Here is a 25,939-nt window from a genome sequence, read left to right on the forward strand (position 1 = left end):
TTTTCTATGTTATGCTTCTGTTACTTATTATAAATCAATTTGGATATGCACCATAATGTAACTATATTTAAGTATTAATTAAATAAAAACAGATCATGAGAAACTTCTATTTTATTCTTACTTTGTTCCTGTTATTTGGTTGTGGTCAAATCGATGAAATAGTTCAAGAAAATGAAAAAGATGTCCATACCATTGATTTCGAAACCGTCGAGGTACAGTCTTTTGGAGCTAGAATTCTGGAGGTAGATGATCCAAATTCTGACCCTTCCTGGGATTGGACTGCTACAGGCAACTTGGATCTTTTTATTCGGCCAGCTACACCGGATCAAAATGTTATTCAAGTGCGTACAACAAGTCCTTTTTTTGAGCAGGGTAATCCACTCAACACGGTAAATAAAGATATGTACCCGGAAGACGGTTGGGTCCTTGTTGCGCGTGATTTTGGTACGCAGAATAACCCAGTACCGATACCGTTTTATGCCTTGTACAACAAGTATCAAGGGAGGCTTCGTGTTCTTTTTTATACCAGCGAGCTTGGCGCATCCGGAGTGGTTCGCGTAGGGCTATCTTTAAACTCGCCTGAAACTCCAAAAAGTTTTCTGAGTTTTAATGACTTTTCAGAGAAAGGGCCGTTCTTGGATACAGCTAATCCAGATTTAAGTCTTTCTGCCATCACGGGTGTACAAGTTACAGGCGGCTGGGGATCTGTAGATTTTAACTTAAGTAGCTACGATAACGCTCCATTAAACTGGAAGGATCAACTAACTGTTTTTATATGGTCTATGGATGCTACTACTCTAGATTCAGAACCTTTTGGCGACTTTGTTTGGTCAAGTAGGTTTCAGCCCATAAGTACTCATCCTACTTTAGTAAATCCTTTTTTCTCTTCGAACCAAATTCATACAGCCAGCATTGCTTCCATGCGAGAGCGTTTCAGTCAAGAGGGCTTTGCTTTGGCCGGCTCTTCCATCCAAGCGAGCTCTTCAGCCGACGTTTTTATGCAGCAGCTGGCCGCATTACATGAAAACTTTCAAGGGTACATAGGTACTCCACTTTCAGTTTCAGGCAGCCATACGCTCTACATGCGCGATTTATTTCGGTTTTCCATCTCGCCTCTCGATTTTCAGCCCCAAAGTGGTTTTACGCTGTCACTTTCGAATAATGGATTTCAAGCAAATGGAAGCAGTTATAAACCCCTTTCGACGGTTCCATGGGGTGTTTTCGCTTTTCAAACCATGCCAGAACTACTTACTGAAACGGTTTATGAGCGCCGTATAGTTGAGGGCAATTGTCAGCTTACCTTCCAATCATCTTTACGCTTCGCTAAGCCAATAGCTTTCTTGCAGCGTGAAGCATCCACGCTGGGTATGCGTTTAAAAAGTGCCAGGTTTAACCTAGGACCAGATAAAACAGAGGAAGCCGAATTTCCTTTCGATCTTTTTGACTTTGAAGGGATCATCGAGACAGGAAATTTGGCGGCCGATGCAGAGCAAATAGCACGAAATATTGCGCCTGATGAAATTCGTATTCAGTTGATCTACGAAATTGAACAGCCCACGCGCTATGCTGCACCTGAGGTTATTATTTACCGAAGCTTACCCGTGCGCTCCACAGCAGAGGTGATCCTGCAAGCAGGTGCTTGTCCATAAGGCTGTGTCGGCTCCTTTCGAGTAGAAGACCTACAAGCAAGCCCCCGATAGCTGGAAAACAGATCGGGGGCTACTTTTTCTTTGCGCGGAAGCGCAAATGGAGGAAAAGACGAATCGAAATGTGCTATAACCCCCTATTTTATCAGGCTCTTCGTATGCTCATTTAAGGCTTGTACCTTCGCCTCGAAATCCCCCTTCAACTGTTTCCTGTACTGGTCCAGGTGCAGCACCAGTTCATCCAATTCATCAGGTAAAATTTCTTCCAAAAGCTGGCGCAGTCGCTTGGCAGTGGTCGGCGATTTACCATTCGTGCTGATGGCCACTTTTACATGGCCTTTAGTGACGATGCCGCCCAAATAAAAGTCACAAAGCGGCGGGGTATCGGCTACATTTACCAACTTTTCTGCGGCGCGGGTTAGGGCTGCGATATGTTGGTTAAGGGCGACATCATCCGTGGCAGCGATAACGATGACATGGCCGCTCAAGTCACTTTCCCGAAAGTGACGCTCCTCGATGTGCAGCTGCGCCTCCGGATAAGCCGCTATCGTCTCTCGGAACTCCTCGCGGATGAAGGGAGCTACGACGGTGACCTTGGCCCGTGGACTTGATTTTAAAAGGAAGCCGATTTTTTCTGTGCCGACAAATCCGGCACCCACCAGCAAGATAGGCACTTCTGAGGCCTTTACGAAGATAGGATATAAGGGATTCATACGGCCTGCGGTAGTAAGGATTGGAAACGTAAGGCAGCAGCCTGCTGAACGGCAGCATGTTTCGCCACCTCTCCTATCAAGATGATGCCAGGACCTGCCTGTTCCCTGGCTGAGGAATCGCTAAATTTAGCTGCGAGCTCTACTATGGACCCAGCATGTACTTGACTGCAAGCCGTACTGCCTGAAATGAGTACCGCTGCAGGTAGGTCTGGAGATCCCGCAGCACGGTAATGGGCAGCGATTTTGTCGATTTTACGCATGCCCATTAAAATAACCACCGTTGCTGTAGAATGAACTGCGAGTGCGATGTCCCGCGAAAGCGAAGCATCGCTTTTCGTAGCGGTAATGACCCAAAAGCTTTCACTCTCTCCCCGCTTCGTCACAGGTATCCCTGCCAGCCCAGGTACTGCTATGGCTGAGCTGATGCCGGGAATATAACGCACCGCGATACCCGCAGCTTGGATATACTCCCATTCCTCATGCCCTCTTCCGAAAACGAATGGATCCCCGCCTTTTAGACGCACCACATGCCCATGGGCTAAGGCCATCTCCACACAAAGCGCCTGGATGTCTTCCTGTCGACTGCTGGACGCCTGCCCCGCACGCTTTCCTACAAAGCGCTTGATCGCCGTTTGAGGGGCATGGGCTAAAAGAGAAGGATCCACCAGCGCATCGTAAAGCACGACGTCCGCCTTATTTAATGCCAAAATCCCCTTTAGCGTCATCAACTCAGGATCTCCAGGCCCTGCCCCTAAAAGGGTGACCTGAGGTTTTATCACTTGATTTCCGTTTTTCATCCTTGCACCTCCTCTTCTCTATGTGTACGTATCGCTGCGATAAATGCCTCTGCTTGCGTGGCCAGCTGCTTGGCGCCTTCTGCACTGGGGACGCGCTTAAAGCCTTCCACGATAGCCGTTAAGGAAATGCCTGGTATTTTGCCGGAGGCAATAAACGTTTCCTCAAAAGTTCGAATTAACGCAGCATAATTATTTTCCTGCTTGCCTTCCTGTAAAAGAATGGCCTTCGCAGCCAATACGGCGGCCGCATAGCTGTAATACTGACTGTCCCCCCAGCGCGCAGCAGCGAGTGCCTCTAGGCCAGAAGCCAGCTTTTCGTCTGCTTCTAAGAGCAGGGTGCTGATCAGGTCGATGACCACTCCCGCACATTCGCCCACTCCGATCGCCTTTACGTAGGGATTTTCGTGGCCCCAATCGATAAAGTCACTCTCCTGTACCTCTTCCGTGCCGCTTAAAGGTTTCAGCAAATCGTAAAAATAGCGATCTCCCTTCTCTTCATAATACACGTGGAAAGGCGTGGGATAGGCATTCTCTTCGTAATCACGCAATAGCCATCGAAGTGCTTCCGGCCCCCGCTTGCTCGGAATCTTGATGACCTTGTCCGCAAATCGCGCCTCTCCATTTCCTGCATTATGGCCACCTAAAAGAACTTGAAGAGCAGGCAAAACGGCTTTGCCCACCTTTATCGACATGCCCTGAAAGCCGATAGCGGCCATATTATGCTGGCCGCAAGCGTTCATGCAACCTGAAATTTTTATGCTAATGGCTTTATTTCCCAGAAAGTCAGGAAACTCATCTGCGATGACATTTTCTAGGACACGAGCTGCCCCAGTGGAGGAGGCTATGCCTAGGTTACAGGTATCTGTTCCTGGGCAGGCAGTGATGTCACTAAGCCCCTCATAACCCGGTTCCGCAAAACTGATTCTGGCCAGCCCCAGATAAAGTTCCTTCAGACGTCCCTCGGGAATATGTCGGATGAGGAGATTCTGACGCAGAGTGAAGCGCATATCTGCTGTCGGATAGGCAGAAAGGAGCTGGCTGATGGCCCGCGCTTCGTCACTGCTGAAATCTCCCAAACGAACTTTTATCCCCACGCTTACGTAATGCGCCTGTTTTTGCGGCAGCACATTTAGGCTGCGCCAAAGCGCAAAAGCCCCTTCTTGGTCTGCAGGAATCTGTACCGACTCAACGGGGACCGGAACTGGCAGTTCGACAGGAGCTCCCACGGGTATTGGAATACGCTGCTCGGGTAGTGCCTGTCTTTCTTCTTCTACTAAGGCTAAGAAAGCCTCCAGCCCCAGGTCCGCCACGAGAAACTTTAGCCGCGCCTTCATCCGCTTCGCGCGCTCTCCATAGCGATCAAATACCCGTAACACGGCCTCTGAAAAAGGTAAAATTTCATCCGCGGGCATAAACTCTGCTATCTTATCCGCTTTTCTAGGCTGAGAACCCAGACCCCCAGCCAGTAAAACCGTAAAGCCACGCTGCCCCTCCTGTAAACGCGCGATAAAACCCAAGTCATGCAAATAGGCCAGTGCTGTATCCTGTGCAGAAGAGGAAAAAGCAATTTTGATCTTTCTGCCCATTTCCTGGCAGATAGGGTTGCGCAGGAAGTGCTGAAACATCGCCTCCGAATAGGGACTTACATCGAAAGCCTCTTCTGGATCCACTCCTGCACGCTCTGAGGCGGTAATGTTACGCACTGTATTGCCGCAGGCCTCACGAATCGTGATTTGGTCACGCTCTAGCTCTTCCCATAACTCGGGCGTACGCTCTAGCGCCACATGATGAATCTGAATGTCCTGTCGGGTCGTAATGTGCAGCTTTCCAGTGGAGTAGCGATCCGAAACAGAAGCGATGCGCTCGAGTTGTTTCGGTGTCACTTGCCCGTAGGGCAATTTAATCCTTACCATCTGCACCCCTGGCTGGCGCTGGCCATACACACCACGCGCTAGCCGCAAGCTGCGAAATTTTTCTTCGTCTAATTTGCCCTCTTTGTAAAGGCGTATTTTTCGTTCGAGCTCGATGATATCCTGCTCTACTATCGGATTTTCTAATTCTGTTCTAAAACTCTGCATTGTCTATGTGGTGTGTAGGGTAATAAATGTGAGCAAATTCCCTTTCTGCTCAGGAAGGGAATGCTTCATTAGTGGCGGCTTACTGTACGAAGCCGACGCTCAGGGTATCATGTCCCTGTTCGTCGATTAAAATAAAGCTGCCCGTATGGCGGTTGTGCGTGAATGCATCTACATGGATGGGCTTGCTCAACTTAAAACGAACCTGTCCGATTTCATTTAAGGCGAGTGTGTCCGCGGCTTCCGAAGGACCGAAATCGGTGGGGATACGACCTTCTATCTCTGTGACTTTAGCATGTACGCGATTTACGCCATGCTGCAGCACTAGGCGCTGCCCCACACGTAAGGGCTGACTATTGAGCTGGCAAATGGTAGCGCTCACTTCTTTTACCGACTGCGGCCGATCCTGTAAGGGGACGATCATATCTCCTCTACTTATATCGATGTCATCTGCTAAAACCAGTACAGGAGCCATGCCCGCTTCGGCAGTTTGTACTTGTGTAGTGTACTGATGGATGGCGACGATACGGGAGGTTTTTAAGGAAGGGAGTACACATATTTCCTGGCCCACAGAAAAGGTTCCCCCATAAACGGTTCCAGCAAAGCCACGGAAATCAGGATGGCTAGCCGTTTTCGGACGTATGACATATTGGACGGGAAAGCGGGCTTCTGTGCCGCTTTGCTGCAGCTCAGCTTCTTCTAGCACTTCCAAATGCGGCAAAAGGGCATTTCCTTGGTACCAAGGCATGCGTTCTGAGCGTACCGTGATGTTGTCTCCCTGTAGAGCCGACACAGGTAAGTAATGTACCTGCTCAGGCGAAAAATTACTTTTGGCCACCAAGGCCTCCATTTCGCCACGAATACGCTCGAATACCTCCTCATCATAAGCGACTAAATCCATCTTATTTATGGCTATGATAACGTGACGCATCTGGAGCAAGTCGCTGATAAAGAAATGCCGGTAGGTCTGCTCTAAAACCCCTTTTCGGGCATCGATCAGGATGATGGCTACCTGCGCTTTGGAAGCTCCCGTAACCATATTTCGGGTATACTCCACATGGCCCGGGGTATCTGCGATGATGTAATTCGTTCGCTCGGTATTGAAATATATATGCGCCACATCGATGGTAATCCCTTGTTCTCTTTCTGCGATCAGGCCATCGGTAGCTAGCGAGAAGTCCAGATAGTCGTAGCCCTTCTGCTTGCTGGACCGCTCGATGGCTTCCAGCTTATCTGTGGGCAGGGAATTCGTCTCATAAAGTAAGCGCCCGATTAGGGTACTTTTGCCATCGTCTACTGACCCAGCCGTGGCGATGGTGATTAATTTTTTTACCTCTTGCATGTCTGTTGTCGTCTGTTAAAAATAGCCTGCCTTTTTCCTAGTTTCCATGGCCGCCTCGGAGCGCTTATCATCGATACGGGCGCCTCGCTCCGAAAGCGTAGAGCTGCGTATTTCAGCCACGACATCTTCTAAGGTCTTGGCCTCCGAAAGCACAGCCGCCGTACACGTCATGTCGCCTACCGTCCGGAAGCGCACCCAGTGCGTTTCGACCTGTTCATGTGATTCCCGGTAAACATGTTCGTTAGCAGTCCACACCAAGCCATCGCGGAAGAAGACCTCGCGCTGATGCGCAAAGTAAATGCTAGGGATGGCGATACTTTCGCGCCGAATATATTCCCAGACGTCTAATTCAGTCCAGTCTGAAATTGGGAATGCGCGCACATTCTGACCTTGGTCGATGCAGCCATTGAGCATGTCGAAAAGCTCTGGCCGCTGGTTTTTTTCATCCCACTGACCGAAATCATCGCGCACAGAAAAGACGCGCTCTTTCGCTCGCGCTTTCTCCTCGTCCCGACGTGCCCCTCCGATGCAGGCATCAAATTTAAACTCTTCGATGGCCTCTAAAAGCGTAATGGTCTGAAGGCTGTTGCGGCTGGCATAGCGTCCTTTCTCTTCTTTGACCAGGCCCTGGTCGATGGCATCCTGAACATGGCGAACGATGAGGGTCAGCCCAAGTTCTTCTACCAGCTGATCCCGAAAGGCGATCGTTTCTGGAAAATTATGCCCCGTATCAATATGCAGTAAAGGGAAAGGAATCTTGGCCGGGTAAAAGGCTTTTTGCGCTAAGCGCACCAAGGTAATGGAGTCTTTCCCCCCTGAAAAGAGCAGGACAGGACGCTCAAACTGCGCCGCTACTTCTCGTAAAATATGAATTGAAGCAGCTTCTTTATGATCGATTAATGTCGTCTGTTGCATAGCAAATTATTTTACATGTAATCCACATTCTTTTTTGGAATTTTCCCACCACCAGCGGCCGGCGCGGCTATCTTCTCCCGGCTGAACGGCCCGTGTACAGGGGGCACATCCGATGCTAGGGTAACCCTGGTCATGAAGGGGGTTATAGGGGATGCCTTCTGCCTTGATAAAGGAGTCGATCTCTTCAGCGCTCCAGTGAAGAAGGGGATTATACTTATACAGGTGAAATTTCGGATCCCATTCCAGCAGAGGCATGGAGGCACGGTTTTCACTTTGTTCAGCACGCAAGCCGGTGATCCAGACCTGCTTGCCTGCGAGCCCCCGTTTTAAGCCTTCCACTTTGCGCAGGGCGCAACAGCCCTTTCGCTTTTCGATGCTTTCGTAGAATCCATTTATACCGTTCGTCCGTACCCAGCGTTCTAATGGCTCCTGAGGCGGGTAGATGACCTCTAAGGTAAGGTTATAGCGGGAGCTTGTCCTCGCGAGCAAATCCAGCGTTTCTGGAAAAAGTCTGCCAGTATCTAGGCTGAAAATAGAGATCGGTAGCTGGTTTTCGGCTATCAGGTGCGTAATGACCTGGTCTTCCTTTCCCAGGGAGCTGCTAAAGGTGATGCCTCCAGGAAAAGTTTTCGCTAAGTAACTTAGGCCAGCGGCTGCATCTAAGGTCGCCAATTGCTGCCGTAAATCAGACAAGTTCTTCACTTCGTTCATATTCCTTTTTCGTAGTAGTGACCTTTTCCCAAGCGCGCTCGTGGAAATAGTACAAAATAATTTTACTGAATACCTCTATAGACCCGATCGAAACGGCCATGGTCAGCTGGCCTGTGATAAAGTAAGCGATGACCATGGTGTCCAGGGTGCCCACGATTCTCCATGAAATCGACTTGAGCATGCTCTTAAGCGCAGAATCACTACCCTGCGCATTTGTGAACCATTTTTTTAGCGGTTGATCTAATAGCATAATGGAAATAAAGGATTCGATTTTACAAATGTATATAAATCCTATAAGTTTTGTAGGGAATAGGCGGAAAAAGATTATTCTTTTTCTAAAATATCTGCTAAAGACTTGTTTTCCAAGACATTAAGCATTTCGTCACGCACTTGCGCCATTACCCGATTTAGGCCACAACTCACCTCACAGCGGCATTCTTCGCAAGGTTCGTAGTAATTTAAGCTCACGCAGGGAAGCAGTGCGATGGGTCCATCGAGGAGTCGAATTACCTTAGACAGGGGGATGTCTTTCGGCTGTTTAATCAAGTAATAACCGCCTCCTTTTCCTTTTTTGCTGCCGAGCATCCCTGCTTTTTTTAACTCAAGCAGGATGTTTTCTAAAAATTTATGGGAGATGCCGTAGGTGCTGGCGATCTCTTGGATGAGAACGGTTTTGTTTTCCCTGTTTTTCCCTAAATAGGTTAAGGCATGGAAAGCATATTTGGTTTTTTTGGATAACATGTGAATAGATGATGGTTAATATACGGGTATGTAACATTTCATCCCGACTCATAAAATCGGAATAATGCTAATACGAATCCGTATTTACATAGTTTCAAAATATTAGGATTAAGTTATAAAAAAATTACCTTATTTTTACGGACATGGGAAAAGAAATCTTGGTTCTGGTCACCAAGGAGCTGAAGTCGGAATGGCGCCTAAAATACGCACTTAACGGAATCATCTTATATGTCGTGTCGGCAGTTTTCGTGACCTACCTCAGTGTGGGCGCCCAGCAGGGCAATTTAAACCCGCCGACCTGGAATGCGCTCTACTGGGTGATTATGCTTTTTTCTGCTTTGTCGGCTGTAGCAAAAAGCTTTATGGGTGAACCGAAGGGATTACATTATTATTATTACATGACCGTGGCTCCCGGCGCACTTATTTTAGCTAAAATGGCCTACAATGCGCTATTGACTGTTCTCTTAGCCCTTCTCGGCTACCTGGTGTTTGGCCTTATTTTAGGAAATCCAGTGCAGGATCAGGGTTTGTTTTTGCTCAATCTACTCCTTGGCGCTAGTGGCTTGGCTTTTGCGCTCACGATGGTGTCGGCTATCGCCGCAAAGGCCGGTAGCAATGCCACGCTTATGGCGATTTTAAGTTTTCCTGTTGTGCTACCTATTCTTTTAATGTGTATTCGGGTATCGAAGCATGCAGTGGATGGCTTGGACTTTTCTGTCAGCGTGGATAAACTGCTGACGCTTTTAGCCTTAAATGCCATCGTAGCTGCTACTGCCTATATTTTATTTCCCTATCTATGGCGTAGTTAATGGAATCACTGTTGGCCCAGCATTTAAGTAACAAGACACCCAACAGGTTTTCCTATGATAGGAGTCAGAGAACATCTTTCCCCTATCAGATTTGTACGAAATATCACCAGAAAGCGGAACTTATCACGTATTTTTGCACTTGACAATTAAAAGATTACGATGCGAAATTCTTGGTGGAAAATCCTGGCGGTCGGACTCTTGCTGTACACGATCGTGGCTGGAATGCTCATGGATGCGCCCCGTCTACCGATCCTAAACGAGACGATTCGCGCCCTCCATTTCCATGTGACCATGTGGTTTGGAATGATTTTACTGCTTATCGTTGCTGTGGTAAACAGTGTTCGTTACCTACGCACGCAGCAACTAGCGTATGATGATGCCGCAAGTGAATACACAAACGCAGCGCTCCTCTTCGGAGTACTGGGGATCGCTACGGGGATGCTGTGGGCCAAATTCACTTGGGGAGATTACTGGAGTGGCGATCCGAAGCAAAATGCTTCTGCGATCGGGATCCTTATGTACTTTGCATACATGGTGCTGCGTAATGCGTTACCTGATCTCCAGCAGCGCGCACGCATCGGAGCTATCTATAATATTTTTGCTTTTGCGGCTTTTATTCCCCTTATTTTTGTACTGCCGCGTCTGACCGATAGCCTGCATCCTGGTAATGGAGGTAATCCCGGTTTTAACGCCTACGACTTGGATAGTAATCTTCGCGTGGTGTTCTATCCTGCGATCATCGGCTGGACTCTACTGGGTGCCTGGATGGCAAGTGTCCGCATACGTATGCGCCGTGTAGAGCGCGCTGTAGAAGAAAAATTAATCAATCAAATCTCATGAGAATAGCGCTGACTTGTCTGTTGTTTCTCCTCACATTTGCTAGTAAAGCACAGGAGAAAATCGAAATTACCGCGGAAGATTATGCCAATTCCCGGGTAGAAATGGCCGATCTGATGCGTTCAGAGGGTAAAATATATGTTTTAGTCGGCATTATCCTCATCATCTTCATCGGCATGATCATGTACACCGTCGCCACAGATCGTAAGGTACGCCAGCTCGAGCAGCAGCTGAAAAACCTAAAGTAAAGAACCACGTAAACGAATAAAATTAAGTCTAAATACCATGAAAAAAGGACACATTGTTGGGCTAGGGATTATCGCGATTGCGATCGTGATAATCGTTTCCATGCTGGGCGATGCCAGTACGTATGAAAGCTTTACCACTGCACGTGCGATGCTCGAACGGGGAGAAGATAAAGCCATCCACGTAGTGGGAGAACTGAAAAAATCGACGGCAGGACAGGTAGAAGGGATCGAAGTGAGTGAAGGAAAAACCTCCTTTTATTTTATGATGGTAGACAATGACGGGACAGAACAGCGTGTTTTCTATAATCAACCGGTACCAGCAGACTTCCAACGCTCGGAGCAGGTAGTCGTTATCGGTTCCTACCGAAATCCTGAACTCTTCGTGGCAGATAAAATTCTGATGAAATGCCCGTCCAAGTATCAGGAAAATGAAGTTAACACCGCCGGCATGTAAGTGCCGCTTTAAATTCTCGAATTATCATGCTAAATACCTTTATTGGTAATGCCGGACATCTGTCGGTAATCATCGCTTTTATTTCTGCGATCGTTACCGCTTATGCTTATTTTATGTATGGCAGGACCATGGGCGAAGAACAAGCCACCTGGAAACGTTTCAGCCGGGCTAGTTTTTACGTACATGCCTTTGCTAGCTTCTTTACAGCTTTCGCGCTATTCGAAATAATCTACAACCACAGATTCGAATATTTCTACGCTTACTCGCACTCTTCTAAAGCGCTCCCCGTGCACTACATGGTGTCCAGCTTCTGGGAAGGCCAGGAAGGGGCTTTTATCCTATGGATCATTTGGAATGTAGTCTTAGGATTTTTCCTTATTTACACAAACAAGCGCTGGGAGGCTCCTGTCATGGTGGTCTTTGCACTCGTGCAAGCGTTCCTGGTCTCTATGATTTTAGGGGTAGTCATCGGTGATCTAAAAATCGGCAGCTCTCCTTTTATCCTCCTGCGTGACGCAGTGAACGCTCCGGTATTCCAGATAAACCCTGATTTCATTCCAGAGGATGGAACTGGACTAAACCCGCTGCTTCAGAATATCTGGATGGTCATTCATCCCCCCACACTCTTCCTCGGCTATGCCAGTACCTTAGTGCCTTTTGCCTTTCTTTTAGCAGGTTTGGCCTACAAGCGCTACACGGAGTGGATTCGCCCCGCTTTACCCTGGGCGATCTTTTCTGCCATGGTTCTAGGAATGGGGATTATCATGGGTGCCTACTGGGCTTATGTTACCCTTAACTTCGGCGGCTATTGGAACTGGGATCCTGTAGAAAATGCCGTATACGTGCCTTGGTTGATCCTAGTGGCCTCCATCCACACCATGATTACCTACAAAAAAAGCAGCACAGCATTAAAAACCTCTATCGTGCTGGTGATTGCTACTTTTATTCTGGTACTCTATGCGACATTCCTCGTACGAAGTGGTGTTCTTGGAGACTCTTCGGTGCACTCTTTCACCGACCTAGGGCTTTCCGGGCAGCTGATGATCTACATGTTCTTCTTCCTTTTCGCAGCGGTCTTCCTCGCGGTGCGCTCCTGGAAACATATTCCTACTTCCGAGAAAGAAGCCTCTGTCTATTCCCGGGAATTTTGGGTTTTCGTCGGAGCAACCACACTCGGCCTGATGGCTTTCCAAGTGATTTTGCCTACCTCTATTCCCGTATGGAATGCCCTAGTGGAATCTTTTGGAGGGATCTCGAATATGGCTCCACCGGCCGATCAAGTAGGTTTTTATACCAAGTTTCAACTTTGGTTTGCCGTGGCGCTGGCCCTTCTGACCGCTATAGGACAGTTCTTCTGGTGGAAGAAAATCGATCGGGATACCTTAAAAAATGCCTTGGTGACCCCGTACATCGCCTCCCTAGTACTCTCTGCAGCCATTATCGTGCTGGGTAAGGTCTATGATATCAAGTATATCATCCTAGTTCTCGCTTCTACTTTTACGATCACCGCGAACGCGACGATTCTCTTCCAACTAGTGAAAAAGAAGACGTTTAAACTGGCTGGAGGCTCTCTCGCCCATATCGGACTAGGAATGATTCTGATTGGCACCATGTTTTCTTCCGGCTATTCTGAGGTCATCTCTTTTAACTTATCCGGCCTGACCTACAGCAATAGCTTCGAAGATGAAATCAATCGGGAGCATGTGTTGCTCTTTATCAACAAGCCCACAGCTATTAAGGATTATACAGCGGTATACCGAGGCAGGCATAAAAAGGTAAAAGGCATGCCTGAGCTGGTAAATATAAATAAGCTACAACCTACAGAGCGCGTGAATGAGGCCATCGCGCTGACTGATCTCGAGCAAAAAGGACGGATTTACTACCGAAAAGGAGACCTGGTTCCTATCGTTCTGGAAGAAAATGATTATTTCCGTATCGATTACTATCAGGAAGAAGTGCGTCAGTTTACGCTGTACCCGATGGCGCAGTATAATGAGTCGATGGGACTGATTTCTTCACCCGATTCCCGTCGTTACCTCAGCCGGGACTTGTACACCTTCGTATCGGTCATAAATGATTTCGATGATCCGGAATGGCGAGATGATGAGTACTTCGAAGTCGCCCCAGGAGATCAGTTCTTTATCTCGGATTTCGTCACACAGTTTGAAGGTGTGGAGGTGCTAGAAGAAATTAATGGCATCCGATTAGAAGACGGTGACCTAGCGGTCAAAGCCAGCATCGTGGTCCAGGACTTCGATGTAGAAAAGCGCCTGGAACCTGTGTTTATCATTCGGGGCAACCAAGTCGGTCGTGTGCCTTTCACCGATCCAGAGCTGGGCGTAAAAATCGAGATCGACAATATCCTTCCTGAGGAAAATAAATTCCTTTTTAAGGTGAACCGGTACCAAAAAGATTATGTGGTGTTAAAGGCCATGGTAAAGCCACATATAAACATTCTCTGGGCGGGAACGATCATCATGCTTATCGGCTTCACGGTAGCAATTTTTAGACGCTTTGATGAGTTTAAGAAAATGCGTGATAAGGGGCTGGAGTAGCCGCCCTCTTTCATACAGGCCAAAATCACTGTGATTTTGGCCTTTTTTCTCTTTTAGCATACACGTATATCCGTTATGGAAAAAATAAGCATCATCGGTACTGGTAATGTGGCTTGGCAACTCGGACAGGCGCTGGAGGAGGCAGGGCATCAGGTCTTAGAAGTCTTTGGGCGAAGCCCAAAAAAGGCACGCGCTGTCTTGGAAAACCTGTACCTGGCGGAATATCAGGATCATCTAGACTTTAGTGACAGTGATGCCGACTGGTTTATTTTAGCCGTTTCCGATGATGCGATCCTCCTCTGCTGTGAAGAGCTGATCCTGCCAGAGGGCGCTATTTTACTGCATACCTCAGGGACTGTGCCCTTGGATGTGCTGTATGCTTCCTCTGCTGATGAAGTGGGTATTCTCTATCCACTCCAAAGCTTTACGAAAGGGCGTGCCTTAGATTTCCGGGAGATACCGCTTTTGATAGAAGCTGATTCGCCCCTGATTCTGCGTCGTCTTAAAAAGCTAGCGGCCAGCCTCAGCACACAAGTGCAGGTCTTGGGTTCGAAGGAAAGGACTTTCGTTCATTTGGCAGCCGTTTTTGCAGCTAATTTTACGAATCACCTGTGGCATATCGCCGAAGAGATCCTAAAAGAAGAGGAACTAGAACTTTCCCTCTTGCAGCCATTAGTGGAGGAAACGGTAGCGAAGGCTTTTGCGCTAGGTCCCCAGCGATCCCAAACGGGCCCCGCACGCAGAAGAGACGAGGCTACGCTCGATCGACACGAGGCCTTTCTTCGCCAGCGCTTTCCGGAACTCCTAGCCCTATACCAAGAGATGTCTGCGCGCATCCAAGAACAGGCCAGGCCGGACAAATAAGCTGGCTTCAGGTCAGGTGATTTTTCCCAAAAAATCAAGTAAGGACGTAAGAACAAGTAGGCTTGCCAGGCAGCTAAGGCCTAGAAGTAAGGTCATCAGGCTGTAACGCAGGAGCGCCTGTCGCATATCCATGCCCGTTAAGCTCTTTACGATCCAGAAATAGGAGTCGTTCGCATGTGAAATACACATGGCGCCGGCACCGATGGCTAGCACAAAAAGGCTTGCCTGTAGCGGGCTTTGCATTTCTAAGGGAAGAATACTAACGAGTAGTGATCCTCCGATGACCATAGCTGAGGTGCTGGACCCTTGAGCGGTTTTTAAAAAAGCACTTAGCCCAAAGGCGATGAGCAGCCAGCAGTAGATGCTGGTGACCTCCCAGTCTAGTTGCGCCAGGAGGTCCTGAAGCCCTATTTTTTGGAGTAGGGCACCAAAGCCTGCACCAGCACCGGTGAGGATTAAGATCGGTCCGGCGATGCGGATTCCCTCTTCCAGGGCCTGCGGCAAAAGATTTTTTTTACCGGGCCCTTTGAGCCGCCAGGCGCCTAAACCGATACCCAAGCTCATGGCTATCAGCGGCTGTCCCAGCACGTGCAGCAGCTCCCTTGCGGGGCCTTCTGTCAGCTGATGATGCATATTACCAAGCGCTATGCACAGTAGTGGAAGACCTAAAGCGGCTGCCGACCAAAAAAGCGTGGGAAGGGGTTTTGGCGCAACTTTTTCCGGTAGTGCAACATCAGCAGCGTCTATATCGGCATGATCAATAGGTGAATTTTTAAAGCGTAGCGCCCAAAGTACACTCACACTTAAGGTAGGCAAAAGGAGGAGCAGCCCAAGGAAAAGCAAGAGGCCAAGTTGGTTTTCGATAGTAAAGATGCCGGCTAATGCTAAGGGTCCAGGGGTAGGCGGAAGTAGGATATGGGCGAGGTATAGCCCGCTAGCTAAGCACAGACTAAAGGTGATGGCGGCCATGCGGGTGAGCTTCGCTAAATGTTTACTAAGTGGCTGTAAGAGAATGAAACCGGAATCACAAAAAACAGGCACGCCTACTAAGGTACCCATGGCTGCCGTACTCCAGGCAGGAAATCTTTTTCCTATCCCCATGAGCAAGCTGTAGGCGATGCGTGTGGCAGCGCCACTTTTTTCTAATAGGTAGCCTAATATACAGCCCGCGATGAGCATTAAACCGATCTGGCCGATTAATTGGCCAAAACCTGTTCCGAAGAGGGAAAGTGTCTCAAGAAGAGAAAACCCGGTACTCCACCCAACATAAAGACTGGCCGCGAGCAAGGCGGGTAGCGGATGGATTTTCCAGTAGGCGGTGGCGCCGATAATCCAGAACACAGCGATTAAGAGGTGAAGAAGGATCATACGAGCAAGATACGCATTTCTTAAGGGTGTGAAGTCCCTTTTTCTAGCCCTTTTGTAAGAAAGCAGGAAAATGCATTCATTTAAGAGGAGGAACAAATGAAAAATACCCGAAATCAGGTATTTTTTCAATGCACGATTTTGCCTACCTTTATATCAGGGTGATTAAGTGACTTTTTCAGTAAAAACATCGAGAAGAGGCTTTATTTTTTCCTCTTCTTTTTTAATTCGTACGCTTACCGTGTATGTTAGTTTCTCTTTGAAAAAGCGCTATTTCTAAAAGAAGAAATAGCGCTTTCAGCAGGAGCTTATTTTTAATTAAAAATAATGGCTTTCCGTTTAAGACCAGCGTCCGAAGCGTCCGTTTTGATAGTCCATATACGCTTCCTGTATTTCACGCATGCTGTTCATTACAAAAGGACCCTGCATGACGATAGGCTCTTGGAAGGGTTTCGCCCGCCCGAAAAGAACTATAGACTTTTCTTTGGCGTGGAGGTGGATTTCTCCCGCACCCATATGAAACTCGGGTAGCTGCTTGGCTTTTACCACTGTATCGTTTAGCTGTAGGGTACCCTGAACAGGATAAAGGAAAACTTGCTCCTCTTGCTCTACCGGAAGACGTATTTCTGCACCCTCTTCCAGATAAAGCGTGTAAAAGGTAAGTGGGAAATTAGGTTCTAAAGGACCCTTTACATCCCCCAGTGATCCGAAGAGCACCTGAGCACGAACACCTTCCTGTTCGTAGACAGGAATGTCCTCCTTTTGAAGACCTGAATATGCCGGTGCAGTCATCTTCTTTTTAGCAGGGAGATTCAACCAAAGCTGTAAAATCTCCAGTTGGCCTCCTTCTCTTTTAAACTTCTCGGAGCTGACTTCTTCATGTAACAAGCCACTGCCTGCACACATCCACTGAATACCGCCTTCCGCTATGGTGGACTCATGTCCATGGGAGTCGCGATGCTTGATATCTCCTTCGATAATAAAGGTGAGCGTTTCCATCCCACGATGTGGATGAGGGCCAAAGGGTAGGCCTTGGTTGTTAGGAGGGTAGAATTGTGAGCCGTGATGGTTAAGGAATAAAAAAGGATCTAGATGCTCCAGCCCACGATTCGGAAGGGGAGTGGTCGTCTCTAAATCTGCGATGTGATGAAAATGTCCCGCGTGTATGGTTTTGATTTTTTTTGCTTCCATGTCTATTAATGTATATACATAGAATACAAGAAGGCCTTTCGATTAGTTCCCCAGTAAGGTTCTTTCTGTCTTTTTTACCACGTAATGGAAGCGTTTGAGCAGAACAGGAAAGCCGAACTATTAGGGGCTAGTCTCCGATAGCATGGCTTAAGGCGAGGGGGAAGGAGTGAGGCTAATGGGATAGGAGATCAAGGTTTCGTCTTCCACTTCCATACTGCTCGCAAAAAAATGTTCATGCGCGGCACTGTAAACAAAGGAAAGCAAGTGTCGATCCGCTTGGTAGGCTCCTAAAATCCGACCTTCCCAATCAAAGTGTAGAATTTTGGAAGCTTTGGTTATACCCGCGCGCTGCTCGTTAAAGGTCGCATCTTCAAGTAAAAGAAAAATAGAATCGGGTGTTACGTCTAGGTCATAGGCCATTTTCTTCAGGTCCGTCCGGGTAATATTTTCCGCTTGCATCTCCAAGGCATCGTGGTTACTGGAGTCGAAGGTAACACTGCGGATTAACTGCCCCGAAAAATCGTACAGCATCAATTCGCCGAACAGGTAAGGACTTACCGCAACGATTTTCTTCTCGGCATGTACGCCAAACACCGCTTGATAGGCGATCCATTTATTTTTTTCCATAAGCCCATGCTTAGGAAGGGGATGAAGAGGCACCTCATGGCTGCGCTGCTGTTTTTTATCGTAACTAACGAAAAGAGCCCCTCGTTCGGGCATGAATAAGAGCCAGTCATCGTCTTGGTAAATAAGGGCTTTGACTTGATAATTGCCTATGAGAGGTAATTTTTCGACCTCTTCCAGATGCAAGCTGTCAGCGAAGGAGGAGTAACGCATTCTTTTCGCTTGATCGGCATCATAAACATAAAAAAAGGGGTTTTCGGCGGTCGAGTTCGCGATGAAGCGGGGAAAGGAATAGTGTTCTGGGTGAAGATCTACCTGACCATACCGAAACAGAATTTCGCCTGTAAGAGGATCGATCACACTGAATAAATCGCTATCTGTTCTCGCCAGTGCGATGATGCGTTCTCCAAAACGCTGAATCCGAGGTACTCCTAATAAAGCGGTGGGAAGTGCGGTGCCTGCTAAGGGAATAAATTCCAAATCTTGGACCTGCTTTTCTTCGTCAGAAGTCCCACAGCCCATACAGAAAAAACACAACAGGCAGACAGCCAAGAAATAGCGGGCTATTCGGTTCATCTGGTTAACAGTTGGGTAAAACATCATCTACTAAAGTTCTACTTCATTCTCATTACAATAGGAGCATCTACCTTCTCCATCGATTAGGTCGAAGTAAGCTCTAGCGCATTTGGTATTATCACAAACTCTACCGTATAAAACACCCGTTTCACCAAAATTTTCGGCGTCGTAGCAATTTACAACTACTGTGGTACCGTCACACGCAGTCGTAGAAGGACTACTTATTAAAGGCAAGAAGGCGAGGATTAAAAATAGTTTTTTCATTTTTAAAATGTTTGTTCTTATAAATCTGAGTAAAAAAAAATACAGATCAAAATAAAACAGTTTTTTTTAAAATACATTTAAATATATGCGAAAGGTGTTTATGAGAATACGAAAGTAAAGATATATTTTTTTGAGGGTATGTAGAGTGAAAAATCTTGTTTTACCCTTGGAGGACGCCGTTTTAAATCAAGTAGTTATCACTATTATATACCAGTAAATCTTCTAAGTTGGATTTCCAAACACCAAGCTAATCTAAATCTAAGCTGGCCCATTTTTTAAGGATGCCCCACATTTATAGTGGTGGAATCCAGCTGAAGAAAGGCCTTGAAACCTTTCTCCAGCACAGCGTTTTGGCCGGAAGGCCGAGGGTAAAAAATGGTTTTAAAGTGTGTCCAGGTGCTTCAAGTAAAAAGCTGCCTGCTCGCGGATCGCCTCCTTATCTTTCATCTTCTCCCAGGTGCGGTAAGCCATCCCGATGCGTGGATTTTTCGCCAGCTTGTCCTCATTTCGGGCGTAGAAGTCCCAGTAGAGGCTGTTAAACGGGCAGGCTTTATCCCCTGTTTTTTTACTTTTCAGGTAGTGACAGCTGCCGCAGTAATTAGACATTTTGTCGATATAATTTGCAGAAGACACATAGGGCTTGGTACCGACGATACCGCCATCTGCGAACTGGCTCATGCCGCGTGTGTTTGTGAGCTCCACCCACTGGAAGGCATCCACATAGATGCCCAGGTACCAGCGATCCACCTCTTCGGGGTCTACTCCTGCCAGCAAAAGAAAGTTTCCTGTCACCATTAGCCGCTGGATGTGGTGCGCATAGGCCTCCTCGAGCGACTGCGTAATCGCATGGTGCAGGCAGAGCATCTTGGTATCTCCGGTCCAGAACCATTTGGGCAGCGCGCGGTCATGTCCAAAAAAGTTCAGGCTTTCATAGTCCGGCATTTTCGCCCAGTACACGCCGCGCATGTATTCACGCCAGCCTAAGATCTGGCGGATGAAGCCTTCTGCTTGGGCGATGTCCACCTGCTCCTGATGACCCATCCAGTATTTTTCCACCTGGCTGACCACCTCCAGCGGGCTGATCAGCTTCACGTTTAGGGCGAAGCTGAGCCGACTATGAAAGAGGAAGCGGTCTTCCGTGTGCATGGCATCCTGGTAGGTTCCGAAGTTCGGGAAAAGTTTCTCGCAGAAGTAGCGTAGCACCTCGATGGCCTCTTTTCGGGTGCAAGGCCAGTTTAAGCGGTCCTCCGGCACTGTTCCGATGGTTTTTACCCCTTGCTCGTCCAGCCACTGCCGCATTTCCGCCACATCCCGGCTTTGGTTTAGTGGAGGCAGAAGCAGGGAAGTGTCCTTGAGCTTGTTGCGGTTGTGTTGGTCATAGTTCCATTTGCCCGTCAGGGGCTCCCCATCCTCCATCAGGATGTCGTATTTTTTTCGCATATCGCGGTAGAAGGACTCCATGAGGTAGGTTTTTTTTCCCTTGAAGAAGCGCTCGAGGTGTTCGCGTTCGCTGAGAAAATGCTCGGTATCGACGGCGTCGGTTTTCAGATCGCTCTCCGCGCAAAAGTCCTTTAGCTGGGCATCTAGGCGGTATTCATCCGGCAGCAGGTAGCTGAAATGACTGGCCGAATGCTTCTGGATCAGCCTATCTAAATTATCAGGCAGGCTTTGGGTGTTTTCCGGGTCGTCTAAGCGCAGGTAGTGGACCTGATGTCCTTTTTCCTCCAGCTGCTTGGCGAATTCCCGCATCGCGATGAAGATGGAAAGGACTTTTTGGATGTGATGCACCACATAGTCAGTCTCCTGCCGCATTTCCATTAGCACGAAGCAGACCTCTGGGTCTGGCGCTTTAAACCAACTATGCTTGCTGTTCAATTGATCGCCAAGAATCAATTTGAGGTGTTTTGCCATGCCTAACTTCTTTCTTTTCCCTTTACAACTGAAAAAGGCGAGGGGAATGTTTTATTCCGGGCATGGGCAGAGCCCAAAAATTAATAGAAAAAGCAGGGGACGATACGGCTGCGCTGATTTCGGGAGCGGGGATCTCCCCAGAGGAAGGAGTAGCGGATGGAGACCTCATGTGCTCCTCCACTGTTTCTTAAGCCTAGGCGGGACACGGTGAAGTCGAAGCTGTAGCCCACATCGATGCCTGATGGCAGTCCGATACCGATGAGCGCGATGATGGCCTCATTATTCGGCAGCGCATTTTGGGTCGGTAGCCCCCGGTACCAAAGCCCTAGTACTAGGGGGTCTATATTGATTTGTGTGCCGAGGTCCAGCTGGTTAAAAGGGTCCTGTTGCTTGTAATTAAAGGCGAAGGAGATGCTGCGTTCGAAGGTTTCGCCCGTTAGGTAATTGGTGTAATCTCCACCTAGCGGAAAGCGTATTCCACCGTGTAGGGAAAGTTTTAGCGGCAGCCGTGCGATGCGTAGGTCTTCGTCTGTGGGAGCGTCTAAAAAGCTGATGGAAGGCTGGGTGACGTGATGAGTAGAGACCCCAAACCAGTGTTTTGTGTCTGTATAGAGGGCGCCGAAGCTGTAGTTAAAGAAGCGATGCTGTGCGTCAGTAAGCAGTCCACCCAGCTCATCACTAAGTGCATTATTCGCCGCTCCTAAGTTAATCATACTGTTAAATACCAGATCTCCGAAGAAAGCGCTTCGGTTAATGTAGCTCACCTGTCCTCCTAGGCGCAGAAATCGGGAGCTTCCTAGCTGTAAGCGGTAGCTGTAGAGCAAGCCAATTTCATCGGTGGCTAAATTTGCGAGACTTTCCCGGCTGCTGTTCACGATAAGACCCACGCCTGAATTATAATCGAAAATGTAATGGTCGATAAAAGCGGAATAGGAAACAAAACTATGGTCGAGGCCCGGCCATTGGTTACGGAAGATGGTTCCGACGCGTGTAAGTTCAGTAGCCCCTGTCATCGCAGGGTTTAGGTAAAGGGGGGCTGCATAAAATTGGGAAAACTGCACGTCCTGGCTTTGCGCCTGGGGCGCAAAGTAGACGAAAAACCACAAAAATAGTAGTGGTCGTAACAGTTTAGGCATACGTTTCATGCTTGGTGAAAAGAAATATGCTGTTGATTTTTGCCTCAATCCGCGGTGTACCCTACCCGCTTGCGGTGTTCATTTGGAGGTTGGATGATTTTTTGAACAAGGAAGGCACACAATCAGTAGCTAGTCAAAAGTAGACAAAAAAGTTGGACTACAAAAGATGTTTTTTGGTCAGGTTCTTTCGAGCCAGCTTAGCAGGTGAGTTTGTGGAAACGGGAGGCCATTTATATAGGAGCTATAGCGGAGGGCTCTGCGCTAGTATGTTAGGAAATTAGGGGATGTGCTGTGTAGAATTTTATAAAAAAAGAAAAAGCTTCCTTATGCAGGAAGCTTTTATGTGCTGATAATCAACTGTACCAGGAGCGGGAATCGAACCCGCACGGCCTAATGGCCACAAGATTTTAAGTCTTGCGTGTCTACCAGTTCCACCATCCCGGCTTCTCCTAACGCATAGGAAAAGGGTAAACAAGAAAGCCCTTTCAGCAAAGGGCTTCGAGCGAGAGACGAGATTCGAACTCGCGACCCCGACCTTGGCAAGGTCGTGCTCTACCAACTGAGCTACTCTCGCTTAATTTTTTGGAGACGTTTTCTCCGTTTTGATGACACAAAGGTAGAAGCATTTTTTTAAACCGCAAATACCCTACTTAAAAAAATATTTCACTGCTCTACTTTTTTGCTGATTATCAATGCATTATTTTTTTATACTTTCGTCTCATAAATGACCTTAAGTAGCCCAGAAACACTTGTTACGCCTGTTTTTTTGAAGATATTCCGCTTATGGGTATTGATGGTATGTTGGGAAAGACACAGGCTCTCGGCGATTTGATCCACCGTATTCCCCATTAACAAGCCATTTAAGACATCCACCTCTCGTACCGTTAACCCTGCTTCTAAGAAAGCAAAAGTTCTTTTTTCTTCGATGACTTTCCCATGGACGTCGATGTAGCGAATCGACCACTCAAGTCCCCGGTGTGCAGGAGGACTGCTGAGCAGGCTGGATACATGCAGGTCATAATGTAAGGCTCCGTTTAGCCCTAAGCTGTAGGGTCTGGCGATCGTACTAAGCCAGACGACTTCTCCGCTACAGGCTTTCACCCATCGGAGATGATAACTTACTAGGACGGTTTCTCTTACTGACAGCGGTAAGCTATTCAATACCTCCAGTACGATCGATTGAAAGTGAAAAATCCTGCTACGGTCTTCTTTATAAACATGCGCGACGGCGGCGGCTTTCGTATCCGAAGAACGGCCCTTGTCTGGTGGTAAACCGAGGAAGGCGTCTAAGTGACAACTTCTATAAGCCAGACGCTGGGAAACATAATCGAAGCTAAATAAAAAAATACCGTGTGGTATGCCGATTTCTTGCTCTAACTTACTCAGTTCGCTGTTTAATTCTTGCCAAGTTAGTGTTCGATACAGTGACCGCTTTCCTTCCATCTCATTCAACTAATTTTCCATTAATGTACGGGAAAAAAGAGGGGTTAGTTGGTGTGGTTTTTTGAAACTTTTGTTTTATCCTAACTTTTGTTTTATTTCATGCAATTTAATAAGTGCTTCTAAAGGCGAAAGCGTATTCACGTCCACTTGGCGGAGCAAACGTTCTACCTCTTGAAATTTGGGATCCAGTTCAAATAAGTTAAGTTGATAATTTGCTTTTGGCACCTGTGCCAGCCGCTCTTTATTCTCTTCAAGTCCTTTCGCACGTTCCAGCTGATTCATGATTTCGGCCGCACGCAAGACTACCGCATTCGGCATCCCCGCCAGCTGCGCCACATGAATACCAAAACTATGTTCGCTGCCACCGGGCTTTAGCTTGCGCATAAATAAAATCTTTCCTTCGACCTCTTTTACGGATACATTAAAGTTTTTAATCTTCGGCAGCTCTTTCGCGAGCTCGTTTAGCTCGTGGTAATGCGTCGCAAAAAGTGTTTTGGCCTTATACTGCGGGTGATTATGAAGGTGCTCCACGATCGACCAGGCGATGGAAATGCCATCGTAGGTAGAAGTTCCACGTCCGATTTCATCCATCAGCACGAGACTGTTATTCGACAGGTTATTCAGAATGCTGGCCGTTTCGGTCATTTCTACCATAAAAGTAGACTCTCCTCGGGACAGGTTATCGGAAGCCCCTACTCGGGTGAAAACCTTGTCTATCAGTCCGATACGTGCATAGCTGGCAGGCACGAAGCTCCCCATCTGGGCCATCAGTACGATGAGGGCGGTCTGGCGTAGCAGGGCTGATTTACCGGCCATATTTGGGCCGGTAATGATGATGATCTGCTGCGTATCATGGTCTAGATAAATGTCATTCGGAATATACTCCTCACCTACGGGCAGCTGTTTTTCGATAACAGGATGGCGGCCATCTTTAATTTCTAGACTATCTCCCTCGTGTATTTTCGGTCTACAGTATTGGTTTTTTTGCGCCACGCGCGCAAAGGAGAGCAAGCTGTCCAAGGTCCCGATCAGGCGTGCATTTTCCTGTACCTGGACTACGTAATCTCCAGCCACCTGCACGAGAAGTTGAAAGTATTTTTGCTCCAGGGCGATTAGCCTCTCCTCGGCGTGGAGGATTTTCTCTTCGTAGGTTTTCAGCTCGGGCGTGATGTAGCGCTCCGCATTTACAAGCGTCTGCTTGCGGATCCAAGTCTCAGGGACTTTATCTTTGTGCGCATGGGTCACCTCCAGATAGTAGCCAAAAACCTTATTATAGGCGATCTTGAGTGATGAAATACCCGTTTGCTGAATTTCGCGCTGCTGCAGATCCAGCAGATAGTCTTTTCCCTGATGTGCCAGGCGGCGGTACTCGTCCAGTTCAGCATCTACGCCATCTTGAATGACGCCTCCCTGGTGGGTAAGCATAGGTGCGTCCTCTTTTAGCTCAGCTGTAATTTTATCCAGGAGGTACTGGCAGGTATGCAGCTGGTCTGCTAATTTTTTCAGCGCGGGCTGCGGGCTGCCGCCCAAAAGCTCTTTTATCGGAAGACTGTTGGCAAGGGACTTGCGCAGCTGATTCATTTCGCGGGGGTTTATACGTCCCACAGCTACTTTAGAAATGAGCCGCTCCATGTCTCCGATCTGCTTTAGATGCTGCTCGAGGGCTTCGGCTAATTCAACTTCGGCTATCAGGTGTGCCACCACCTCGAGTCGCTGTTCGATCTGACTTACGTCTTTTAAAGGGAGCACCATCCAGCGCTTCAACATACGAGAGCCCATAGGGGTGACGGTCTGATCTAAAATCGCGATAAGCGGAATACCGCCCTCCTGCTGTGGAGCCACCAGCTCTAAATTACGGATCGTGAACTTGTCCAGCCACACATATTTTTCTGCGGCGATGCGGGAAATGGTGCTGATATGACTCGTCTCACGATGTTCAGTCTCTTCGAGGTAGTGAAGAATCGCGCCTGCCGCCGTGATTCCTTCCGCCAGTCCCTCGATGCCAAAACCCTTTAGGCTGTTGGTCTGAAAATGGCGTATTAGCTTTTCGTAGGTATAGTCCCGCTGAAATACCCAGTCTTCCAGCGCGAAGGTTACGGCATGTTCTTTTAAGCTTCCGGGCAGGGATTGCTTGTGTGTCTTCGAGAAAAGAATTTCTGCCGGTTGGAAGCTTTGAAGTAGTTTCTCTACATAGTCCCAGCTGCCTTCCGCACAGTTAAACTCTCCCGTGCTTAGATCTAAAAAAGCAACACCCGCCGTGGGGCCTAACTGTACCGCGGCGAGATAATTATTTTTCCGCTTGTCCAGTACATTGTCGTTAAAGGAAAGTCCGGGAGTCACCAGCTCGGTGACCCCTCTTTTGACGATACCTTTCACACTTTTAGGGTCCTCTAGTTGATCGCAGATGGCCACGCGATTTCCAGCACGCACCAGCTTAGGGAGATAATTGTCCAGGGCATGGTGCGGAAAACCTGCCAGCTCAATATGGGAAGCAGCACCATTCGCCCGCTTGGTCAGTACGATGTCGAGAACCTTACTGGCGGTGATGGCATCTTCGCCGAAGGTTTCATAAAAATCTCCCACCCGAAAGAGCAAGAGCGCACCAGGATGTTTGGCTTTAATCGCATTGTACTGTTTCATTAAAGGTGTTTCCTTATCTGCTTTGCCTTTCGCCATTTTCTATTCCTAAATCTTATCGTACTTTTACCCCTAAAATCAAATC

General features: G+C 47.9%; 22 protein-coding genes and 2 tRNA genes. 7 read left to right on the top strand and 17 right to left on the bottom strand.

The window, feature by feature from the left end; all coding sequences use genetic code 11:
• The first annotated feature begins 95 nt into the window (after positions 1–95).
• Positions 96–1,649: a hypothetical protein gene (locus tag ACXIT9_RS06265; protein ID WP_458055370.1), complete on the top strand. Its 1,554-nt coding sequence runs from the start codon at positions 96–98 to the stop codon at positions 1,647–1,649.
• A gap of 134 nt (positions 1,650–1,783) precedes the next feature.
• Here the strand turns inward: ACXIT9_RS06265 and ACXIT9_RS06270 are convergent, their stop codons facing one another.
• The 8 genes from ACXIT9_RS06270 to ACXIT9_RS06305 form a co-directional block, all read right to left on the bottom strand.
• Positions 1,784–2,359 (bottom strand): precorrin-2 dehydrogenase/sirohydrochlorin ferrochelatase family protein, encoded by a 576-nt coding sequence (locus ACXIT9_RS06270; protein WP_458055371.1) that lies wholly within the window; start codon positions 2,357–2,359, stop codon positions 1,784–1,786.
• On the bottom strand, positions 2,356–3,156 hold the full coding sequence (cobA, locus tag ACXIT9_RS06275; RefSeq protein ID WP_458055372.1) for a uroporphyrinogen-III C-methyltransferase: 801 nt from the start codon (positions 3,154–3,156) through the stop codon (positions 2,356–2,358). The genes ACXIT9_RS06270 and cobA overlap by 4 nt, the downstream gene beginning before the upstream one ends.
• Positions 3,153–5,234, bottom strand: coding sequence for a nitrite reductase (locus tag ACXIT9_RS06280; RefSeq protein ID WP_458055373.1), 2,082 nt, complete (start codon positions 5,232–5,234; stop codon positions 3,153–3,155). Before ACXIT9_RS06280 ends, cobA begins: the two co-directional genes overlap by 4 nt.
• Before the next feature lie 79 nt (positions 5,235–5,313).
• Positions 5,314–6,573, bottom strand: a complete 1,260-nt coding sequence (locus ACXIT9_RS06285) for a sulfate adenylyltransferase subunit 1 (RefSeq protein ID WP_458055374.1) — start codon at positions 6,571–6,573, stop codon at positions 5,314–5,316.
• A 15-nt stretch (positions 6,574–6,588) separates the two neighbouring features.
• Positions 6,589–7,488 carry a sulfate adenylyltransferase subunit CysD gene (gene cysD, locus ACXIT9_RS06290; RefSeq protein WP_458055375.1) on the bottom strand — a complete coding sequence of 300 codons (900 nt, stop codon included), beginning with the start codon at positions 7,486–7,488 and terminating at the stop codon, positions 6,589–6,591.
• 6 nt (positions 7,489–7,494) lie between these two features.
• On the bottom strand, positions 7,495–8,199 hold the full coding sequence (locus ACXIT9_RS06295; protein WP_458055376.1) for a phosphoadenylyl-sulfate reductase: 705 nt from the start codon (positions 8,197–8,199) through the stop codon (positions 7,495–7,497).
• Positions 8,174–8,449, bottom strand: coding sequence for a DUF2061 domain-containing protein (locus ACXIT9_RS06300; RefSeq protein WP_458055377.1), 276 nt, complete (start codon positions 8,447–8,449; stop codon positions 8,174–8,176). Before ACXIT9_RS06300 ends, ACXIT9_RS06295 begins: the two co-directional genes overlap by 26 nt.
• A 74-nt stretch (positions 8,450–8,523) precedes the next feature.
• Positions 8,524–8,940, bottom strand: a complete 417-nt coding sequence (locus ACXIT9_RS06305) for an RrF2 family transcriptional regulator (RefSeq protein WP_009055790.1) — start codon at positions 8,938–8,940, stop codon at positions 8,524–8,526.
• 143 nt (positions 8,941–9,083) lie between these two features.
• On the opposite strand from ACXIT9_RS06305, the gene ACXIT9_RS06310 reads away from it, so the two are divergent.
• The 6 genes from ACXIT9_RS06310 (at position 9,084) to ACXIT9_RS06335 (ending at position 14,707) form a co-directional block, all read left to right on the top strand.
• Positions 9,084–9,749: a heme exporter protein CcmB gene (locus ACXIT9_RS06310; RefSeq protein ID WP_458055378.1), complete on the top strand. Its 666-nt coding sequence runs from the start codon at positions 9,084–9,086 to the stop codon at positions 9,747–9,749.
• Positions 9,750–9,908: 159 nt separating this feature from the next.
• A complete protein-coding gene (gene ccsA, locus ACXIT9_RS06315) occupies positions 9,909–10,589 on the top strand; it encodes a cytochrome c biogenesis protein CcsA (protein ID WP_458055379.1) in 681 nt (226 codons plus the stop codon).
• Positions 10,586–10,834 carry a CcmD family protein gene (locus ACXIT9_RS06320; protein ID WP_458055380.1) on the top strand — a complete coding sequence of 83 codons (249 nt, stop codon included), beginning with the start codon at positions 10,586–10,588 and terminating at the stop codon, positions 10,832–10,834. The genes ccsA (ACXIT9_RS06315) and ACXIT9_RS06320 overlap by 4 nt, the downstream gene beginning before the upstream one ends.
• 37 nt (positions 10,835–10,871) lie before the next feature.
• On the top strand, positions 10,872–11,288 hold the full coding sequence (locus tag ACXIT9_RS06325) for a cytochrome c maturation protein CcmE domain-containing protein (protein ID WP_458055381.1): 417 nt from the start codon (positions 10,872–10,874) through the stop codon (positions 11,286–11,288).
• Between the two features lie 26 nt (positions 11,289–11,314).
• Entirely contained in the window at positions 11,315–13,843 is a 2,529-nt protein-coding gene (gene ccsA, locus ACXIT9_RS06330; protein ID WP_458055382.1) for a cytochrome c biogenesis protein CcsA, read from the top strand.
• A 75-nt stretch (positions 13,844–13,918) separates the two neighbouring features.
• Positions 13,919–14,707 carry a Rossmann-like and DUF2520 domain-containing protein gene (locus tag ACXIT9_RS06335; RefSeq protein ID WP_458055383.1) on the top strand — a complete coding sequence of 263 codons (789 nt, stop codon included), beginning with the start codon at positions 13,919–13,921 and terminating at the stop codon, positions 14,705–14,707.
• A gap of 12 nt (positions 14,708–14,719) precedes the next feature.
• Here ACXIT9_RS06335 and ACXIT9_RS06340 read toward each other — a convergent pair whose 3' ends face one another.
• From ACXIT9_RS06340 to mutS, 9 genes are all read right to left on the bottom strand, one after another.
• A complete protein-coding gene (locus ACXIT9_RS06340) occupies positions 14,720–16,075 on the bottom strand; it encodes a GntP family permease (RefSeq protein WP_458055384.1) in 1,356 nt (451 codons plus the stop codon).
• A 336-nt stretch (positions 16,076–16,411) separates the two neighbouring features.
• Positions 16,412–17,263 (bottom strand): pirin family protein, encoded by an 852-nt coding sequence (locus ACXIT9_RS06345; protein ID WP_458055385.1) that lies wholly within the window; start codon positions 17,261–17,263, stop codon positions 16,412–16,414.
• Positions 17,264–17,410: 147 nt separating this feature from the next.
• On the bottom strand, positions 17,411–18,463 hold the full coding sequence (locus tag ACXIT9_RS06350; protein ID WP_458055386.1) for a hypothetical protein: 1,053 nt from the start codon (positions 18,461–18,463) through the stop codon (positions 17,411–17,413).
• A 645-nt stretch (positions 18,464–19,108) separates the two neighbouring features.
• The gene (locus ACXIT9_RS06355) at positions 19,109–20,638 is read right to left on the bottom strand and encodes a cryptochrome/photolyase family protein (protein ID WP_458055387.1); all 1,530 of its coding nucleotides are present in this window, start codon (positions 20,636–20,638) and stop codon (positions 19,109–19,111) included.
• Between the two features lie 80 nt (positions 20,639–20,718).
• Positions 20,719–21,774, bottom strand: a complete 1,056-nt coding sequence (locus ACXIT9_RS06360; protein WP_458055388.1) for a PorP/SprF family type IX secretion system membrane protein — start codon at positions 21,772–21,774, stop codon at positions 20,719–20,721.
• A gap of 360 nt (positions 21,775–22,134) precedes the next feature.
• Positions 22,135–22,218, bottom strand: a tRNA-Leu gene (locus tag ACXIT9_RS06365).
• A 57-nt stretch (positions 22,219–22,275) separates the two neighbouring features.
• A tRNA-Gly gene (locus tag ACXIT9_RS06370) sits at positions 22,276–22,348 on the bottom strand.
• A 131-nt stretch (positions 22,349–22,479) separates the two neighbouring features.
• A complete protein-coding gene (locus ACXIT9_RS06375) occupies positions 22,480–23,217 on the bottom strand; it encodes a helix-turn-helix transcriptional regulator (protein ID WP_458055389.1) in 738 nt (245 codons plus the stop codon).
• Positions 23,218–23,292: 75 nt separating this feature from the next.
• The gene (gene mutS / locus ACXIT9_RS06380) at positions 23,293–25,893 is read right to left on the bottom strand and encodes a DNA mismatch repair protein MutS (protein ID WP_458055390.1); all 2,601 of its coding nucleotides are present in this window, start codon (positions 25,891–25,893) and stop codon (positions 23,293–23,295) included.
• Positions 25,894–25,939 lie beyond the last annotated feature (46 nt).

The organism is Nitritalea sp. (assembly GCF_054166705.1).

Bases quoted from the DNA above. Each gene is read 5' to 3' on its own strand.
- cysD (WP_458055375.1), bottom strand. From the start codon at position 7,488: ATGCAACAGACGACATTAATCGATCATAAAGAAGCTGCTTCAATTCAT.
- ACXIT9_RS06350 (WP_458055386.1), bottom strand. From the start codon at position 18,463: ATGAACCGAATAGCCCGCTATTTCTTGGCTGTCTGCCTGTTGTGTTTT.
- ACXIT9_RS06285 (WP_458055374.1), bottom strand. From the start codon at position 6,573: ATGCAAGAGGTAAAAAAATTAATCACCATCGCCACGGCTGGGTCAGTA.
- ACXIT9_RS06340 (WP_458055384.1), bottom strand. From the start codon at position 16,075: ATGATCCTTCTTCACCTCTTAATCGCTGTGTTCTGGATTATCGGCGCC.
- ACXIT9_RS06265 (WP_458055370.1), top strand. From the start codon at position 96: ATGAGAAACTTCTATTTTATTCTTACTTTGTTCCTGTTATTTGGTTGT.
- mutS (WP_458055390.1), bottom strand. From the start codon at position 25,893: ATGGCGAAAGGCAAAGCAGATAAGGAAACACCTTTAATGAAACAGTAC.
- ACXIT9_RS06300 (WP_458055377.1), bottom strand. From the start codon at position 8,449: ATGCTATTAGATCAACCGCTAAAAAAATGGTTCACAAATGCGCAGGGT.
- ACXIT9_RS06310 (WP_458055378.1), top strand. From the start codon at position 9,084: ATGGGAAAAGAAATCTTGGTTCTGGTCACCAAGGAGCTGAAGTCGGAA.
- ACXIT9_RS06325 (WP_458055381.1), top strand. From the start codon at position 10,872: ATGAAAAAAGGACACATTGTTGGGCTAGGGATTATCGCGATTGCGATC.
- ACXIT9_RS06320 (WP_458055380.1), top strand. From the start codon at position 10,586: ATGAGAATAGCGCTGACTTGTCTGTTGTTTCTCCTCACATTTGCTAGT.
- ACXIT9_RS06355 (WP_458055387.1), bottom strand. From the start codon at position 20,638: ATGGCAAAACACCTCAAATTGATTCTTGGCGATCAATTGAACAGCAAG.
- ccsA (WP_458055379.1), top strand. From the start codon at position 9,909: ATGCGAAATTCTTGGTGGAAAATCCTGGCGGTCGGACTCTTGCTGTAC.
- cobA (WP_458055372.1), bottom strand. From the start codon at position 3,156: ATGAAAAACGGAAATCAAGTGATAAAACCTCAGGTCACCCTTTTAGGG.
- ACXIT9_RS06295 (WP_458055376.1), bottom strand. From the start codon at position 8,199: ATGAACGAAGTGAAGAACTTGTCTGATTTACGGCAGCAATTGGCGACC.
- ACXIT9_RS06305 (WP_009055790.1), bottom strand. From the start codon at position 8,940: ATGTTATCCAAAAAAACCAAATATGCTTTCCATGCCTTAACCTATTTA.
- ACXIT9_RS06375 (WP_458055389.1), bottom strand. From the start codon at position 23,217: ATGGAAGGAAAGCGGTCACTGTATCGAACACTAACTTGGCAAGAATTA.
- ACXIT9_RS06270 (WP_458055371.1), bottom strand. From the start codon at position 2,359: ATGAATCCCTTATATCCTATCTTCGTAAAGGCCTCAGAAGTGCCTATC.
- ACXIT9_RS06335 (WP_458055383.1), top strand. From the start codon at position 13,919: ATGGAAAAAATAAGCATCATCGGTACTGGTAATGTGGCTTGGCAACTC.
- ccsA (WP_458055382.1), top strand. From the start codon at position 11,315: ATGCTAAATACCTTTATTGGTAATGCCGGACATCTGTCGGTAATCATC.
- ACXIT9_RS06280 (WP_458055373.1), bottom strand. From the start codon at position 5,234: ATGCAGAGTTTTAGAACAGAATTAGAAAATCCGATAGTAGAGCAGGAT.
- ACXIT9_RS06345 (WP_458055385.1), bottom strand. From the start codon at position 17,263: ATGGAAGCAAAAAAAATCAAAACCATACACGCGGGACATTTTCATCAC.
- ACXIT9_RS06360 (WP_458055388.1), bottom strand. From the start codon at position 21,774: ATGCCTAAACTGTTACGACCACTACTATTTTTGTGGTTTTTCGTCTAC.